The 16,297-nt window shown below is 58.5% G+C and carries 12 protein-coding genes; 10 read left to right on the top strand and 2 right to left on the bottom strand.

Features of this window, described 5'->3' with window-relative positions; translation table 11 throughout:
• Positions 1–310: transposase-like zinc-binding domain-containing protein (locus JS530_RS02445; RefSeq protein WP_425350840.1), on the bottom strand; the 310-nt coding region annotated here is incomplete at its 3' end.
• A gap of 337 nt (positions 311–647) precedes the next feature.
• Between JS530_RS02445 and JS530_RS02440 the strand changes: the two genes are divergently transcribed.
• The 4 genes from JS530_RS02440 to JS530_RS02425 are packed head-to-tail and all read left to right on the top strand — an operon-like array spanning position 648 to position 4,670.
• Complete coding sequence (locus JS530_RS02440) at positions 648–2,105, top strand: aggregation-promoting factor C-terminal-like domain-containing protein (RefSeq protein ID WP_214375602.1); 1,458 nt, start codon at positions 648–650, stop codon at positions 2,103–2,105.
• A gap of 21 nt (positions 2,106–2,126) precedes the next feature.
• The gene (gene rsmA / locus JS530_RS02435) at positions 2,127–3,047 is read left to right on the top strand and encodes a 16S rRNA (adenine(1518)-N(6)/adenine(1519)-N(6))-dimethyltransferase RsmA (RefSeq protein WP_214375601.1); all 921 of its coding nucleotides are present in this window, start codon (positions 2,127–2,129) and stop codon (positions 3,045–3,047) included.
• 47 nt (positions 3,048–3,094) lie between these two features.
• Positions 3,095–3,994: a 4-(cytidine 5'-diphospho)-2-C-methyl-D-erythritol kinase gene (locus tag JS530_RS02430; RefSeq protein WP_240541055.1), complete on the top strand. Its 900-nt coding sequence runs from the start codon at positions 3,095–3,097 to the stop codon at positions 3,992–3,994.
• Positions 3,995–4,037: 43 nt separating this feature from the next.
• Positions 4,038–4,670: a LytR C-terminal domain-containing protein gene (locus JS530_RS02425; RefSeq protein WP_214375599.1), complete on the top strand. Its 633-nt coding sequence runs from the start codon at positions 4,038–4,040 to the stop codon at positions 4,668–4,670.
• A 92-nt stretch (positions 4,671–4,762) separates the two neighbouring features.
• On the opposite strand, the gene JS530_RS02420 is transcribed toward JS530_RS02425, so the two are convergent.
• Positions 4,763–6,178: a CCA tRNA nucleotidyltransferase gene (locus tag JS530_RS02420; RefSeq protein ID WP_214375598.1), complete on the bottom strand. Its 1,416-nt coding sequence runs from the start codon at positions 6,176–6,178 to the stop codon at positions 4,763–4,765.
• An 87-nt stretch (positions 6,179–6,265) separates the two neighbouring features.
• Here JS530_RS02420 and JS530_RS02415 point away from each other — a divergent pair, with 87 nt between their 5' ends.
• The 6 genes from JS530_RS02415 to JS530_RS02390 all read left to right on the top strand — a co-directional run bounded on the left by JS530_RS02415 (position 6,266) and on the right by JS530_RS02390 (position 16,228).
• On the top strand, positions 6,266–7,573 hold the full coding sequence (locus JS530_RS02415; protein WP_214375597.1) for an NUDIX hydrolase: 1,308 nt from the start codon (positions 6,266–6,268) through the stop codon (positions 7,571–7,573).
• An 80-nt stretch (positions 7,574–7,653) separates the two neighbouring features.
• Entirely contained in the window at positions 7,654–9,933 is a 2,280-nt protein-coding gene (locus JS530_RS02410; RefSeq protein ID WP_214375647.1) for a DUF6049 family protein, read from the top strand.
• Entirely contained in the window at positions 9,930–11,675 is a 1,746-nt protein-coding gene (gene murJ / locus JS530_RS02405) for a murein biosynthesis integral membrane protein MurJ (protein ID WP_240541043.1), read from the top strand. Before JS530_RS02410 ends, murJ begins: the two co-directional genes overlap by 4 nt.
• Positions 11,676–11,733: 58 nt before the next feature.
• Entirely contained in the window at positions 11,734–13,779 is a 2,046-nt protein-coding gene (locus JS530_RS02400) for a protein kinase family protein (protein ID WP_240541042.1), read from the top strand.
• A gap of 181 nt (positions 13,780–13,960) precedes the next feature.
• Positions 13,961–14,971 carry an NAD(P)/FAD-dependent oxidoreductase gene (locus JS530_RS02395; RefSeq protein WP_214375596.1) on the top strand — a complete coding sequence of 337 codons (1,011 nt, stop codon included), beginning with the start codon at positions 13,961–13,963 and terminating at the stop codon, positions 14,969–14,971.
• Positions 14,972–15,178: 207 nt separating this feature from the next.
• Entirely contained in the window at positions 15,179–16,228 is a 1,050-nt protein-coding gene (locus tag JS530_RS02390) for a LacI family DNA-binding transcriptional regulator (protein ID WP_214375595.1), read from the top strand.
• The last annotated feature ends 69 nt before the right edge of the window (positions 16,229–16,297 follow it).

The following is a 16,297-nucleotide window of genomic DNA, read 5'->3' as shown; positions in this document are numbered from 1 at the left end:
CCATCACCGTGCGGTGCCTGACGATCGGCGGCGGGATGACGGGCCGGATGTTCCAGCACCACGCGGTCCGCTTGCGCAGCGCCCTCGCGTCGCCGTTCGCGTCGCACTCGGACTGGGACGCGCGGCCGAGCAGCCAGCCGAGGAACGCGTCGAGCTGCCTGCCGCGCGCGGCCCTCTCCTGCGGCATGGTCGAGCTCAGTGAGCAAACCGTGCACTTCCAACGCTGCGTCCCCTTCGCCGTCAGCCCGTTCTTCCTCATCGGCCGCCCGCAGACCGGGCATTGTTTCGCCTTGCTGGATCTCGTTCTCATAGACCCAGCCCACCACCGGAACGCCCCTATTTTCCCGCCGGGAAAAATAACACCCCGACACGCCTACTCGCACAAGGCCAAACCCCGGGTATAAACACCACAAAAGTTCCTATAGCCCGGCATTTTCTGCTGGATTCCGGGGAATCCGTCGAAATTGGGGCCTCGCAAGGGGCTTTTTCGCTACATTCCGGGGAATCCGTCGCGCGAGAGGCGACCCGAGGCGGTCGGGCGGCAATCCGGGCAGGTATGGTAACGGTGGCCGTCCATCACACGGCACATACCAGACCAGCCGTTACGATGGTGGACGGTAAGTATTCGCGATAGGAAGAGATGGGATATGGCACGGCGTTGGACCCCGCAGCGGTTTGTTACACTGCGTCGCATCCGCGTAATTGCTTGCACGGTGGCGGTTGCGGTTTCGATGATTGGATCGTTTGCCTTCACTGCCCGGAAATCAGTGGCACTGAACGTGAACGGCAAAACCACCCAGGTCACCACCTATGCAATGACCGCCACTCGCCTGCTTGAAGAACAGGGCATCGACGTCAAATCCCATGACATCGTCGAGACGTCTTCCGGCAACCGCCTCGCCAATCATGCGGTGGTCACCGTGCGCTCCGCCTACCAGACCACCATCAACATCGATGGCACCGAAGTGCCGTTCTGGACGGTGGCCACCAGCGCCGACCAGCTGTTGGGCTTCTTCAAAGAGAACAATGCGAAGGCCAACAAAATCACCGTGGATATCAACAACGTCTACAATCAGCTCACCGGCGGCCTGGTCATCAACCAGGACGGCCCGGTGACGGTGATTGCCGACGGCAAGAGCTCGGTGGCTCCCAATGGCAAGTTGCCAGCCGCCTCGATTCTTGATTCCAAGGGCATTGTGCTCGGCAAAGAGGATCGCGTCAGCGTGGAAAAGGATGGTGATGAAACCATTCTGCGCGTCAAGCGCGTGACCCACGGCGAGGAAACCCGCACGGTGCCGATTCCATTCGAAACGCAGACCATCATCGACCCGAATCTCGCCGAAGGCCAGAGCGAGGTTCGTCAACAGGGCGTCAACGGTGAGAAAACCCAGGTGTATAGCGTCACGTATGTGGACGGTGTGGCGGAATCCGAAACGTTGAAGTCCGAAACCATCACCAAAATGGCCATCGACCAGATCATCGCGGTCGGCCCGGCCAAGCCGAAGACGGATAGCAATACCAACGGCTCTTCGTCTGATTCCGGCAAATCCGACTCGAATAACTCCAGCTCCGACAACAAGGCCGATGCCGGTTCCAATGAATCCGGCAAGAACGACTCCTCCACCAACAACTCCGGCAACTCAGGCAACAACAGCAATTCCGAGAACAATGGAGGCAACACCAACAACAATTCCGGGAACAACAACTCGAATAACAACAATTCGAACAACTCCGGCAATAACTCCAACAACGGCAATACAAACACGGATCCCTCGCCGTCTGGCCGCCTCTGGCATCCGACAGTGGCTCAGGCACAAGCCTATGCAGCCGGTGCTGCAGCACAGCGCGGATGGACCGGCAACGACTGGGATTGCTTGGTGAAGCTGTGGAATCGTGAGTCCAGCTGGCTGTGGTATGCGGAAAACGCCTACTCCGGCGCCTATGGCATTCCGCAATCACTGCCTGCCAGCAAGATGGCTGCGTTCGGCGCAAACTACCGTGATGATGGCGCCGTGCAAATCGATTGGGGCTTATGGTACATTGCGCAACGCTACGGTAGTCCGTCCGCGGCTTGGGCGCATTCCGAAGCAACCGGCTGGTATTAAAGATCGCAAGGAACAATCACTATGACTGACAACACCCCTTCCACCGGCCATCTGCTGGGAGCGGCCGACATTCGCCGTATTGCAGCCGATGCCGGCGTAAGCCCCACGAAGAAGTTCGGCCAGAACTTCGTGATCGACCCGGGCACTGTGCGCCGCATCGTACGCGAGGCCGGAGTGACCGGCACCGATCATGTGATGGAAGTCGGCCCCGGCTTGGGGTCGCTGACCTTGGCGATTTTGGAAACCGGCGCAAGCATGACCGCTGTGGAAATCGATCCGCCGCTGGCCGAGCGCCTGCCCAGCACCGTAGCCGAATTCATGCCTGAGGCCGCCGATCGTTTGCGGGTGGTCAATCGTGACGCATTGACCGTAACCCCGCAGAACGTGCCGGATTTCAACGATGACGCATCGTTCACGCTGGTAGCCAACCTGCCCTACAACGTGGCCACCCCGATTCTGCTCACCTTGCTGGAACGCTTCGATAATCTCGGCTCGTTCCTCGTGATGGTGCAAAAGGAAGTGGCAGATCGTCTGGCCGCTAAGCCCGGTTCGAAAATCTACGGCACCCCCAGTGTGAAACTCGCCTGGTACGGTACCGCCGAACGTGTGGGCACCATTGGCCGCAACGTGTTCTGGCCAGCCCCGAACGTGGACTCGGCACTGGTGAAATTCACCCGCTACACCGCCAACGATCCGGCAAACCCGGCCGCAGCCGCGGAGCACACCCCGGACCGCGAGCAGGTGTTCAAGCTCATTGACGCCGCATTCGGCCAGCGTCGCAAAACCCTGCATGCGGCGTTGAAGCATCTGGTACCCGCCGAAGCGTTCGAGACGGCCGGCATCGACCCGACCCGCCGCGGAGAAACGCTGACCATCGGCGAATTCGCCGCACTGGCCGCCGCACTGCCAAACAACGCCGAAGGCGCAACGGAGCGAGCATGACCACCGCCATCGCACCCACCATCGAACAGCTGCATGCTGAATACGCCATGCAGCCACAATCCATCACGGTTCGTGTGGATTGTCCAGCCAAAACCAACCTCACGCTTGCTGTAGGTCCCACGCACGCCGAGTGGGGCGGACGCCACGCTTTGGATACCATCTATTGCGCGGTTGGCGTCTACGATACGGTCACGGCGACCGCCAAAGCGCCCGGAACCGGATTCTCCCTGGAGCTGGAAGGCGCGCATCTGGGCGATCTTGCCTCTTCCAGCAGCGATATGCGCCGCAATCATGCGGTGCTCGCTTTGTTCGCTATGGCCGAAGCCGCCGGCAGAGAGCCGGATGTGGCGCTGACCATCACCAAGCGTATTCCCGTGGGCGCAGGACTCGGCGGCGGATCCGCGGATGCGGCGGCCGCCATGCTCGCCATCGATCGACTTTGGAATCTCAACTGGCCCATTGCCAAGCTGCGCACCATCGCCGCCACACTCGGCGCCGATATGCCGTTCTGTCTGACCGGCGGCCTCGCGCGAGGCACTGGATTCGGCGAACAGATCGAAGACATCGACCCCACCGACCCACTGGCTCTCGAGCTGAGCAGTCAGGGATTCGCCGGCGAAGTCATCATCGGCGCCTATCAGTCACAGCTGAGCACCCCTGAGGTATACCACACGTTCGATGCAATGGGTGCGGGAGCCGCAGACCGTAATCATTTGCAGGCTGCGGCAATCAGCCTGCACCCGCGCAGCGGCAAAGCCATCACAGCCGCGCTCGAAGCGGGAGCCAGTCAGGCTTTCGTCTCCGGTTCAGGCCCCTCGGTAGTGGCGTTTGCGCCCACCGAAGCCGCTGCACAACACATCATTGATTCGTGGGTGCTGCAGGATGCGGCCGACCGCATCATTCGAGCCAAGGCTCCCGCAACACCGGTTATTTGCGTCACCCAGTAACGCTAAGGTAGCAACAAGTCACTTAAGTGAAGGAAGTTGAACGATGCCACAACAGATTGACGAACGTCAGGCCCGCAAACGGTATATCCGCCATCGCCAGACCATCGTATTTTCCATCAGTGGTGCAGTGTTGGCTGTGGCTATGGTCATCGCACTACTGTTCAACTTCCACGTCGGCGGCCTGGGTTTGATAGCCACCAGCGCCGCCTCGCCGAACTATGGCAATCCCGCACCGTGCGCAGTCAAGGGCGATGATGGCAAGGCCAAGTATGTGAACAACAATTCGGTTGGCGTGCGCGTATTGAACGGTACCTCCCACGCACAGTTCGCCGCCGCAGTCAGCGATGCGCTGGGCGTGCGCGGCTTCGATATGCAGCAGACCGGCAACTATTCGTCCACTAATGTGGAGCGCACCACGATTTACTTCGGCAAGAACGCAGTGAACCAGGCTTACACGGTAGCCGGCAACTTCACTGACGCCACAATGGTGATGACTGCCCGCGAAGATCAGCTGATTGATGTGGTGCTCGGTGCCACGTTCAACAATCTGAAGGATGAGAAGCAGTCGCCGCAGGAAGGCAAGGAGATTACGAGCATCGAAGGCTGCAAGGCCGTGGCTTCGATGACCAAGCTTCCGGCGGACACCAAGCACGACGCATATCCGGCACAGCAGTAGTCCATGTACACCGGATAGTGGAAGAGGCAGCCTTCACGGGCTGCCTCTTCCACTATTGCAACACGTCTTCGGCCGCAGGCCGATGCGATGTGCTATTGGATTTCGGCGTACCAGCGCTTGAGTTCGGCTACGGCCACATCGTGGTCCACCGGACCGTTATCGAGACGGTAGTCAAGCATGTGCTTGTAGGCGCGGCCGATCATCGGGCCGGGTTCAAGATCCAGCAGTGCCATGATCTCATTGCCGTCCAAGTCGGGGCGAATCGCGTCGAAGTCTTCCTTCTTCTTCAATTCGCGCACGCGCTCTTCCATCTCATCCATTGCATGCGCGAAAATCGCCGCCTTCCGCTTGTTCTGCGTGGTGGCATCCGCCCGGGTCAGGCGGTTCAAACGCTCATACAGGTGACCGGAATCCTTTACGTAGCGGCGAACCGCGGAATCAGTCCACGGCTCATCCACATATCCATGGAAGCGCAGGTGCAGATTCACCAGTTCGGACACGTCTTCCACCAGATGATGGTCGAAACGCAACGCCTTCAACCGCTTGCGGGTCATCTTGGCGCCCACTGCATCATGATGGTGGAAGCTCACCTTGCCGCCCGGCTCGAATCGGCGGGTCTTCGGCTTGCCGATATCATGCATCACCGCAGCCAAACGCAGCGTCAGATCAGGAGCTGGCACCGGGCCATCCGGGCCGGTTTCCAGTGCAATCGCACGCTCCAGCACCATCATCGTGTGCTCGAACACATCCTTATGACGGTGATGTTCGTCAATCTGCAACTGCAATGCCGGAATCTCCGGGAAGACGATGTCCGCGAGCCCGGAATCCACCAGAGCCTCAAGTCCCGCGCGCGGACGGTCGGAGAGCAGGAGTTTGGTCAGCTCGTCGCGCACACGCTCAGCGGATACGATTTCAATACGGTCACGCATCGAAGTAATCGCTTCGGCGGCATCAGGGGCAATGCTGAAACCAAGCTGCGCCACGAATCGCACCGCGCGCATCATGCGCAGCGGATCATCGTCGAATGATTGGCGGGGATCCACCGGCGTGCGCAACACGCCCTTGGCCAAATCGCTGGCGCCACCGAACGGGTCGACGAACTCCAGATCCGGTACACGCAACGCCATGGCATTCACAGTGAAATCACGGCGGGAAAGATCACCTTCCAGCGTGTCGCCATAATTGACTTCCGGCTTGCGTGAATCCGGGTCGTAGGTGTCCGAACGGTATGTGGTGACTTCCACTTTGACTTCGGTACCGTCCGCACGCCGACGCATGGCACCCAGCGTGCCGAATTTGCGGCCCATATCCCAGAAGCCGTCATGCCCCCAACGGCGCAGAATCGGCTCGAATTGCTCCGGCCGGGCCGATGAGCAGAAGTCAAGGTCATGGCTGCGCCTATGCAGCAGCAAATCCCTGACCGGTCCACCGACCAGCGCCAGCTCATACCCCTGTTCCTTGAACAGTCGGCCAAGTTCAATCGCCTCGGGCCACACTTCGAAATCCAATGGGCACCTTCCCCTATGTGGACGTTTTTCTGCCCTCCTAGCATACCGTTACCCCACCTGCACACGGGATTGAGTAAGGTGGAAAGCATGATTACGCCCGCAGACCTTGCCCACATGCTTGGGCAAACACCCAATGCTGCGGGCAACCATACCCAAGACAAGCTGCTGTATACCTCGCAAACCCCGCAGAATTCCGCCGATTCTGACGCTCCGGCAGTTTCAGGCGCAACAGATTCACAAGCGGAGTCTCCAGCTTCCGTATCCGCTCCGTCATCAAACAAGAGCGCGCTCCCCCAGCCGGACGCGCCCGCGGAGCGTGAGCCCGTCTCACTACGCGAACCATATATTCCCACGCCCGCCACAGTGTTCGGTATGAAAGCCACGGTGACCATCGCCACGTCGAGCGAAACCATCGCCGGACAGACCGATGGCATCGCCGCGGAAGCCGGTACGGAAACGATGGAGCAAATCGCGATGGTTGAGGCTGCGGCTCCAGCGCCCGCCCGCAGAGCGCCCATCATGCCGAATCCGGCAACCGTGTTCGGCAATGCCTCCGCCCGCTCCACAGCACCAACGGGTACCACGGCACCGGCTGATGCCGCTGCGCCAGCGGAACCCGCAGCATCGTCTGAGGCAGCCGAAATCGGCACTTCGACAGCAGCCGCGGCTACCGAACCGGCACAAGCCGCTGAACCAGCCTCCCAAGCCCAAGCAACAACACCAGCAAACACTGCGGCGAAGTCGTCACCAGTGATGTCGGCGGCGGCTGCAATGCGCGCGATTGCCGCGGCAACCATGCACATTGCGCCTGCGCCAAAAACTCAGTCGGCTCCAGCAGCAACAGCACCGACTGCGATGCGCCGCGCTGCGGCAACCGGCCCGACTCCGGCTATGATGCCGCAACGCCGCACCTCCGACGGTCCTACGACGTTCGCGTCGCTGGATGCCCAGGAGCTGCCGGTGGTGCGCGAATATTCCGCAGGCGGTCTGATTTTCGACGATCAGAATCGCGTGGCCATCATCGCCCGCCATTCCAGGTCCGGCCATCTGGAATGGTGCTTGCCGAAGGGACATATCGAAAAGGGCGAGACCCCGCAACAGACGGCTGTGCGCGAAGTGCATGAGGAAACCGGCATTTTGGGCGAAGTCATCGATTCCATTGCCACTATCGACTACTGGTTCACCGGCACCACGCAGCGCGTGCATAAGCTGGTGCATCATTTCGCACTGCGCCAGACCGGCGGCGAATTGACAGTGGAAGGCGATCCCGATCATGAGGCCGAGGATGCCATTTGGGTACGTTTCGATGATTTGGATGACGTGTTGAGCTACCCGAACGAGCGCAAAATCGCGTGGCTTTACGCTAGGAAGAAGAACAGGCAGGCAAACGAGTGACCCTACCCGCAATCCCACACCGCCCGCATTATGGCGGTCGTTTTGTCCGCGCTTTCGCCGCGGTTCTCGCCGCCGGCGCGATGTTGTTCGCACCAACGGCATGGGCGGACAATGGCACCGACAATTCCACCGACTCCGCGGCGAACGACACCTCGCAGTCGCAAAACCAGCAAACCAAATCCGCTGATAAGCAGCCGACCGAAACGCTGACCATTGCACAGATCACGCCCGTGGTCACCGCATCATCGGGCTTCCACATGCAAGTGGTGGTGGCCAATACCACCACTACGGATGCACCCAGCGGCACGCTGGACGTGAGCATCAATGCGTTGTTCACGTTCGCCTCGCGCACGGATATGCAGTCCTGGGCCGAGAACGGCACGGGCATTCCCACGCCGAATCCGCTCGGTTCCGTGCATGTGCCGGCGATTGCCGCCGGACAGTCGGCAACGGTATCGCTGGATGTGCAGTCCGATAATCAGACGCTTACCCAACTGCGCAGCTGGGGTCCCAAGCCTTTGCGCCTCAGCTATACGGCGGGCGATACGCACACTGATCTGCATAGTTTCCTGACGCGTTCCTCGGACGGATTGCAGAGTGCGCAAACCCCGGCGATGAATCTTACGGTGGCCATGCCGTTAACTGCGAATGATTGGCAGGTCAACAACACCGCAGTCAAACATCTGATCGAGGAGACAGACAGCAGCGACGATGGCGGTACCGGCAGCGCTGATGGCAGTGCGCAGTCCGAATCAAAGCCTGAATCACAGTCCGACGCACAGTCCGGCAGCAATCAATCCAAATCCACTCAAGGTAGCGATGCGAACACCAGCAGTGATGCCACTGCGGCACAAAGCAGCAGCACATCCAGCAGCAATCTGCTGTCCCTGAGCGAACCCAGCATCGCCCAGGCCAAAACCGTGGAACAGGCGGTGGCTAAGCACCCCAAGCTCCAGGTTGTGGCCGATCCGGTCTATGTACAGGAATCAGGCAGCACTGCAGCCATTGCAGGCATTATGCAGCCTGCGGACTTCGACATCACCGCCTACGCAGCAATCAATGATGCTTCGGCGTACACCAATGCAGGTGTCTCGGACGCACAATGGACTGCGAAGAACGCGCAAACCATCTACGCAGTGGCCACCAAAACCGCGAGCAATCCGCAAACCTACGCATGGCAGGGTTCGGATGACTGGAGCATGGATGCCCTCGCCAAGGCCCGCGCACAGGGCTATTCCACGGTGATTGCCACCGCATCATTCGACAATGCACAGACCGATACCGTGCACACCGGCACGTATACGGTGAACACGTCGGCCGGAGACATCACCGTGCTGAAGGAGCAGTCGGAATTGTCGACGCTGGCGCACGGGTACGCCACCAGCAAATCCGCAGCCGCTGAAACCAGCGATGCCGGCAGATTGTCCCGTCTGATTGCGCAGAGCGCGTTCTACCAGATGGAACAGCCGTATACCACACGCAATCTGCTGATGACCTTCACTCGCTCCAGTTCCGCGGAATGGATCAATCAGGTGATGAGCGCCTTGGAGCAGTCCCCCTGGCTTAATCTCACGGATTTGCAGACGATGGCGACCGCCGACCCCTACACCGTCTCCGATTCGGTGAATCAGAACGCTGCCGACCAGGACACCTCCGCCACCCGTTCGATTCTCGACCGTTTGGCCGCAAGCCGTTCAGGTATTACGCGTCTGGCCAGTTCGATTCTGAAGAACGGCGTGACCTCGGATGATATCGCCTCGTTGGATCCGCAGGCTTTGGCCCGTCGTGATGCCGATAGCACGGCGAATCACAGTAATGATCCCAAACAGTGGTTGAGTGGTATCCTCGCCGCGCATGACAGCATGGCACTGCGCGCATTGACCGGCACTGCACCGTCCACGAGCCATGAGCGTATGGCGGACACTGCGCAGCAGATGACCGACACACTGCTCAACTCCATCAGCATTACCCCCTCGGAATCGGTGTCCGTGTTCAGTGAATCGGCTCAGATGCCGGTAACGGTAAGCAATGCGCTGCCGTATGCGGTCAAGGTTCAGGTCAATTCGATCACTGATTCCATGCAGATCGTGACTTCCCGAACCAACACGGTGTCGATTCCCGCGCATAGTGAAGCACAGGTGGCGTTCACGATTCGTGTCTCCACTTCCGGCTCAGCCACTGCGCGCGTTTCTCTGGCCGACCGTCAGGGCAATGCGTTCGGCGGCACCCAGAACACCGCTATCACCAGCGTGCTGCGCATCAGCGATGCCAGCGGTTTCATCATCATCGGTTTCGCCGCGCTACTTGGCGTGGTGGGATTGTGGCGTCAGTTCAACCGTAAGAAAGATCCCGACGAATGAGTTCCTCAGTAGGTCGTAATTCACTCATCATGGCTTCCGGCACCGCGGCCTCCCGCGTCACCGGTCAGCTGCGCACAATTCTCTTGGCTGCCGCCCTCGGCACCACTGGTCTTGCCGCCAATGCCTATCAAGCGGGTGCGATAATCCCGCAATCAGTGTTCATCTTGGTGTCCGGCGGTGTGTTCAACGCGGTGCTAGTGCCGCAGATCGTGCGCACGCTGGAAGAGAAGGATGCGCAGGAGCGACTGAATCGTCTGATTACGCTGGCGATCATTATTCTGCTGACGGTTACCGTGGTGATGGCCTGTGCCTCACCGCTGCTGGCTCGCATATATGTGGGCGGCAACGATCCGCAGATGATTGCGCTCACCACGTCGTTTACGCTGTGGTGCATGCCACAGGTGTTTTTCTATGGCTTATATACCGTGCTAGGTCAGATTCTTGCCGCTAAGAACCGTTTCGGCATGTATGCGTGGAGTTCCACCGGCGCCAATATCATCAGCTGCGCTGGATTCACCGCGTTCGTGCTGCTGTTTGGCAAAGCCAATGAACAGCCACTGGATTTCTGGACGCCGGATAAGATTGCGCTTACTGCCGGCGCATGGACGCTGGGCGTGGCTTTCCAGGCGCTGATTCTGTTCCTGCCAATGATGAAGTTGGGATTGAAATACCGCCCGCAGTTCGGTTTGTCCGGATTCGGTTTGCGTGCCATGGGCCCGGTGGCATTGGGTTCGCTTGGTGTGGTAATCGTCAGTGAGCTTTCGGGCATCATCCAGACACGCGTCGCCACGCTGGCTCCGATGAAGGCTCATGAGATGTCAGGCATCGGCCTGTTTGATGTGGCAGGCAACGCGACGTATCAAAATGCGTTCACGCTCTACATTCTGCCGTATTCGTTGATTGCGGTCTCCGTGGCCACCGCCATGTTTCCGAAAATCTCCAAATCCATAGCCAATCACGATCTTGATGAGGCGCGTCAGGATTTGCTCGGTGCAATGAATAATGTGACCTTGCTGATTACATTCTTTGCCATTGCCATGGTGGTCTATCCGGAGCCGATTATTCGCGCACTGCTGCCATCGGTGTCGATGAACGAGACGATGCTCATTGCCTATGCACTGATGGGACTTTCGCTGGGCGTTCCCATTGTGTCCATCAATCTGCTGATTCAGCGCACTTTCTATGCCTTCGAGGATGGCCTGCATCCTTTCCTCTGCGCGCTAATCAGCTACGGCTGTCTGACCGTGATCATTGTGATTGGCATGCTGGTGCTGCCCCCAGAGTATTGGGTCTTCGCGAACGCTATTGCCGTCCCCATCGGCTATGCCATCGGTACCCCGCCGACCTTACTCATGTTGCGCCGCAAGTTCCACGGCCATCTTGGATTGCGCCCGTTCGTCATCACTTTCCTGAAATGCACATGTGCCGCCATTGTGTCAGGCGTTGTAGTGTGGCTGCTCAAGACCCCGGTGGTTTCATTGTTTGGCGCCAATATCCAACCCGCTCGCCATTTGAATCCAGGAGATAACGCGGCAGCACTTGCTGCTTCTCCCGCCGCGCAAGCAATCACACCGGATGCCGGTCAGATGAGCTGGTTGTCCTCCATCGGCATCTGCATCACACTCACCATCGTGCTGACGGTGGTATACGTGGGTGTGCTCTGGCTGCTGCGTACCAAGGAATTGACCGTGCTTGCCCGCCCGGTGCTTGCTCGTATGAAGCGGTTGGTTAAGAATCATTAGTTCTTAGTAATCCCGGGGCATCCCCACCGATAGAATGTCAAAGACAATTCCAAGTATTATGAGCAACAACCGTATGGAGCCGGACACGCATATGAAACCGCAATTGGGCGATACCATTCTTAACCGATACACACTGGTGTCAGCGCTGCGCGAGGAACCCGGCCTGGAGGCATGGAAGGCCAACGATCGCATCCTGGCCAAGGATTGCGAACTGTTTTTGGTCACTGATAAGCGTCAGCTTGATATCATCGACGACATTGCGGGAACCATTACCGCAACCCACCCCGAGCACTTTATGCCTGTGCAGAAATTCCGCCGGCAGGGCGATTCGATGCTCGTGATTACTCCGGTTGATAACGGTAAGTCGTTGACCGAGTACCTCAGCAACCATTCCCATGTACTCGGTGCTGATGCGATACGTTCGATTATCGGAGAACTGTCCGAAGCCATCCAGCCGATGCTGAACGATAAGGCGACTGCTGGCATTGTGCTGAACACCGATACCGTGCGCATTACCAGTTCCGGCATTGAAATCACCGGCGCTCCCTTTGCTCCGCTGCTGGCGGATACGTCGGGTGCCGCTTTGGCTCAGGATGGTCCGGAACGTCATGCGGTACGTCAGCTTGCCGCACTGCTCTATGCCATGCTGACCAAGCAGCGCAATCCGCTGGAGCCGAACTTCTCGCTTGCGGCATTGCCACAGAATGCGCCCGGCGAATTCCAAGTGATCTGCAAGCGCGGTCTGGAACTGTTCGAACAGGGTGACCGTTCGCTGCCTATGGCATCGCTGGCTGAACTGAACGCTCTGCTGGGCGAGTGGAAACCGCTAACCGAATTGGATGATACGCAGATTGAGCTGCCCCCTGTTGCCGGCGACTGCTCGATTCTCCGTGTGCTGCTCAACCCGCCTGCCGATGATGAGCATATCGCCGAGATTCCGGAATCTTTGATCGCGCGTAAGGAAATGCCGGAACTGGCAATCAGCCAGTCGGGTCCGATGGCTGCGGCAGAAACTGGCGATGGCGCGGATTCCGCTACCGACGCTCAGGGACGCCACCTGTTCGATTTCAAGTTCTCCAACGCTTGGAATGCCGAGAATCTTTCCGGTGATGACACCGCTGACTGGTTCAACACCTTTAACGGCGGCGTTGCCAGCCCGGCTGCGCCGCTGCCTGATGGGGCTTCGGATGGTGCGGGCGAAACCACCAGCCGTATCCCGATTTACGATGCTGGCGGCCGTGAAATCCAGCCGGGTGAGGAATCGCTGCGTGCACTGGAGGAAGAGCAGGCTCGCATTGCCGAGGTGGCTGCTATTCCGCCGAGCTATAACCCGAAGAATCCGCCGGTGAAAAGCTCTACTGAGGATGATCATCTGCCGAATGAGAATCTGTTCGGCAGCTTCACCACCAAGGTGGTGGCACTGATTGTGGCACTGGTGGTTGTGGTTGCCGCTGGTTTCTGGGCGTGGAGCGCGTTCCAGAAGTCCGGTGTGGATCCGGCTGATGCCACCGATACTTCCAAGTCCGAGAACGGCGATTGGCCGGACGTGGATATGAACGCGGTGCCGTTCGGCGACAATAAGACTTCCGGCAGCGATTCGTCGGATTCCACTGGCTCTTCCGATGCCTCGAAGTCCGGAGATTCCTCGTCTGACGCTTCGTCTGATTCCTCCAAGTCTGATTCTTCTTCGAAGTCCACTGAGAAGAAGTCCACCGTGAAGAAGGTGGTGAAGGATAAGACTTCGAAGTCGGTACCGAAGCCGCATGTGATTAACACCACGGCATATACGATTTCCAGCGCTGACTTTGTGACCGATCCGGGTGGACAGTCCGGTTATGGCTACGTGATGCATCTTGATCAGGCTCATGATGTTTCCCGCGTGGTCATTACTATTCGCAGCTCCGGCGGCAAGGGTTACATCCGAGCCAACACCACTGGAGACCCGTCCCAAGGCACTGAGATGGCTTCGTTCACGTTCGCCGAGGGCGGCACCACCGAAGTCAAGCTCAGCAAGACGGTGAACACTCAGGATCTCATGCTCTGGGTGCCGATCAACAGTCTGCCGCAAAACCAGCTCTACATTCAAAAAGTAGAAGTCTTCTAAGTGAAAGCCCTCCACGCGGAGGGCTTTTTCGTAGGCTTCCTCTGATGAGGGAGCTGTCAGGCCAATGCCACTGCCTGCAAGTCGGCTATTGCTTTCGGCTGAAGCCGCGGAAGTCCCGACATGCCTCACCCGTATGATGGTGAACCTGAGCTATGAAAATCTTGAATTGTGGGGAGATGCTATGACGCACAATGTTGTTATTGTCGGCTCCGGCCCGGCCGGCTACACTGCGGCCATTTATTTGGGCCGCGCCGGCTTGAATCCGGTGATGGTCACCGGCGCTCTGGCTCCCGGCGGACAGCTGGTGAACACTACGGAAGTGGAGAACTTCCCCGGTTTCCCGGATGGCATCATGGGCCCGGAGCTCATGGATAACATGCGTGCGCAAGCCAAGCGTTTCGGCACCGAATTCATCGCCGACGATGTCACCAGCATCGAAACCAAGGGTGATTCCGCAGAGCGAGCGACCTATGCGCTGAATCTTTCCGATGGTGATGTATTGGAAACCCGTGCGGTAATCATTGCCACCGGCTCCAATTTCCGTAAGCTCGGCGTGCCGGGCGAGGTGGAGCTCTCCGGCCACGGTGTCTCCTACTGCGCCACCTGTGATGGCTTCTTCTTCCGTAACAAGCCGATTGTGGTGGTCGGTGGCGGCGATTCCGCATTTGAAGAGGCCTTGTTCCTCACCCGATTCGGCTCTTCGGTCACGTTGATTCACCGCCGCGACGAGTTCCGTGCCTCGCAGATCATGGTGGATCGAGCCAAGGCAGATCCGAAGCTTCATCTGCTCACCAACACCGTGGTCACCGAAATCCACGGTACAGAAACCGCCCCGGCTGCATCGGCCGCCGCTCCTGCCCTGAATCTGGGTGGACTGACCTTGACGCCGAAGCCGCAGGTGAACGTGAGCAGTGTTTCATTGAAGAATACTGTTACTGGAGAGACCAGCGAGTTGGAGACGGCGGCTGTGTTCGTGGCTATTGGCCACACGCCTGCCACTGATTTTGCCGCTTCTGTGGCTGATCGTGATGAGGATGGGTACATTCTCGTGGATGGTGCCAGCACGCGCACCAGCACCCCGGGAATCTTCGCTGCAGGCGACTGCGTGGACCGTGTCTATCGTCAGGCTATCAGCGCCGCAGGCATGGGCTGCCGTGCCGCCTTGGACGCGCAGGAGTACCTGAGCGAGTAACCGATACTCAGCGGTGTTGCAAAGCTGTCAAGAGAGGTGGCTGACTACCCCATTATTGGGTAGTCAGCCACCTTTTGTATTGCTTACCCACGAGAACGGTCCAAACATCGTGTTGCCGATTCATTATGAAAATGTACTGGGACACCGCAGCCGTGTTATAGAATAACTACTAAATCAAGTACTGGTTTAGTTAGGATGTGATGAAGCATGCCTGTTACCATGGAAGATGTAGCCCGCGAAGCAGGGGTGTCCCGATCGGCAGTGTCCTTGGCGCTCAACGACAAGCCCGGTCTCAGTCCCGATATTCGCCAGAAGATTCTTGAAACCATAGATAGGCTCGACTATTCGCCGCTGCGCAAGCGCAAGGTCAAGCGTTCAGCATTGACGAATGATGGCGCGCTTGGCCGGGTTCGCCTGCTCGTCATCAGCACGGGCACCGGCATGATTCGCCCCGATTATCGTTCTTTGCCCTTCTTCGATAGCTTGGTAAGCCAGCTGTCGGAACAGGTAGGCAATGATGGCGGCGAGTTCCAGCTTGAAATGCTCTCACTGTCAGGCGATGACGTTGCCGACCGCACCGCCATCGCGCGAGCATGCCAATCGAAGCGGTCGGTGCCGACCGTTGTGCTGGGCATCGACCTGTCTGCCGATCAGGTTGGGGAGCTCAACAATGAGCTCGACAATGTGGTCTTCGCGGATACTCATTTCCCGGGGCTTTCCGCCTGCTTCGTGACGATGGACAACTTCCAGGGTGCCTATGCTGCCGCAGAGCATATGATTGCGGCGGGCCATTCCACTATTGGATATGTCGCCTCAAACATCTGGATCTCGAACTTCCAGGAGCGTCGCCGTGGGTTCTTCTCCGCTCTGCGCGCGCATGGGTTGGAAATTCCTGCTGAACGCATCATCCGCTTGTCCCCTACCCGCCTTATGCCCGAACGTGACGCGCAAATCATCCGTCTGACCGCCGCAGATACGAGGCCTTCAGCTATTTTTTGCGAGAACGACGTCATGGCGGTTCGTCTGATCAAGGACTTGCAGACTCTGGGAATCAATGTGCCGCGGGATATCGCCGTGATGGGGTTCGATGATATCCCCGAAGGCCGGCTGATTACTCCGGAGCTGACTACGGTGCATGTGCCCATCTCGCAAATCGCCGACCAATCGCTTCGCCAGCTCAAGGCCCAAGCGGCAGGACAGTGGAAGGCGCAGACCGTGCTAGTATCCACCGAGGTCGTATCGCGCGCTTCGCTATGATTGTTTATCTTGCGCAAGTTCTTATTCTAGTACTATTCTAGTAACTATTCTAAAATAGAGTTAGCTCTA

It is taken from the genome of Bifidobacterium colobi (assembly GCF_018555455.1).
GTDB lineage: Bacteria > Actinomycetota > Actinomycetes > Actinomycetales > Bifidobacteriaceae > Bifidobacterium > Bifidobacterium colobi.
Note: the sequence above shows the minus strand (reverse complement) of the source record. Positions and strands in the feature narration are given on the sequence as shown.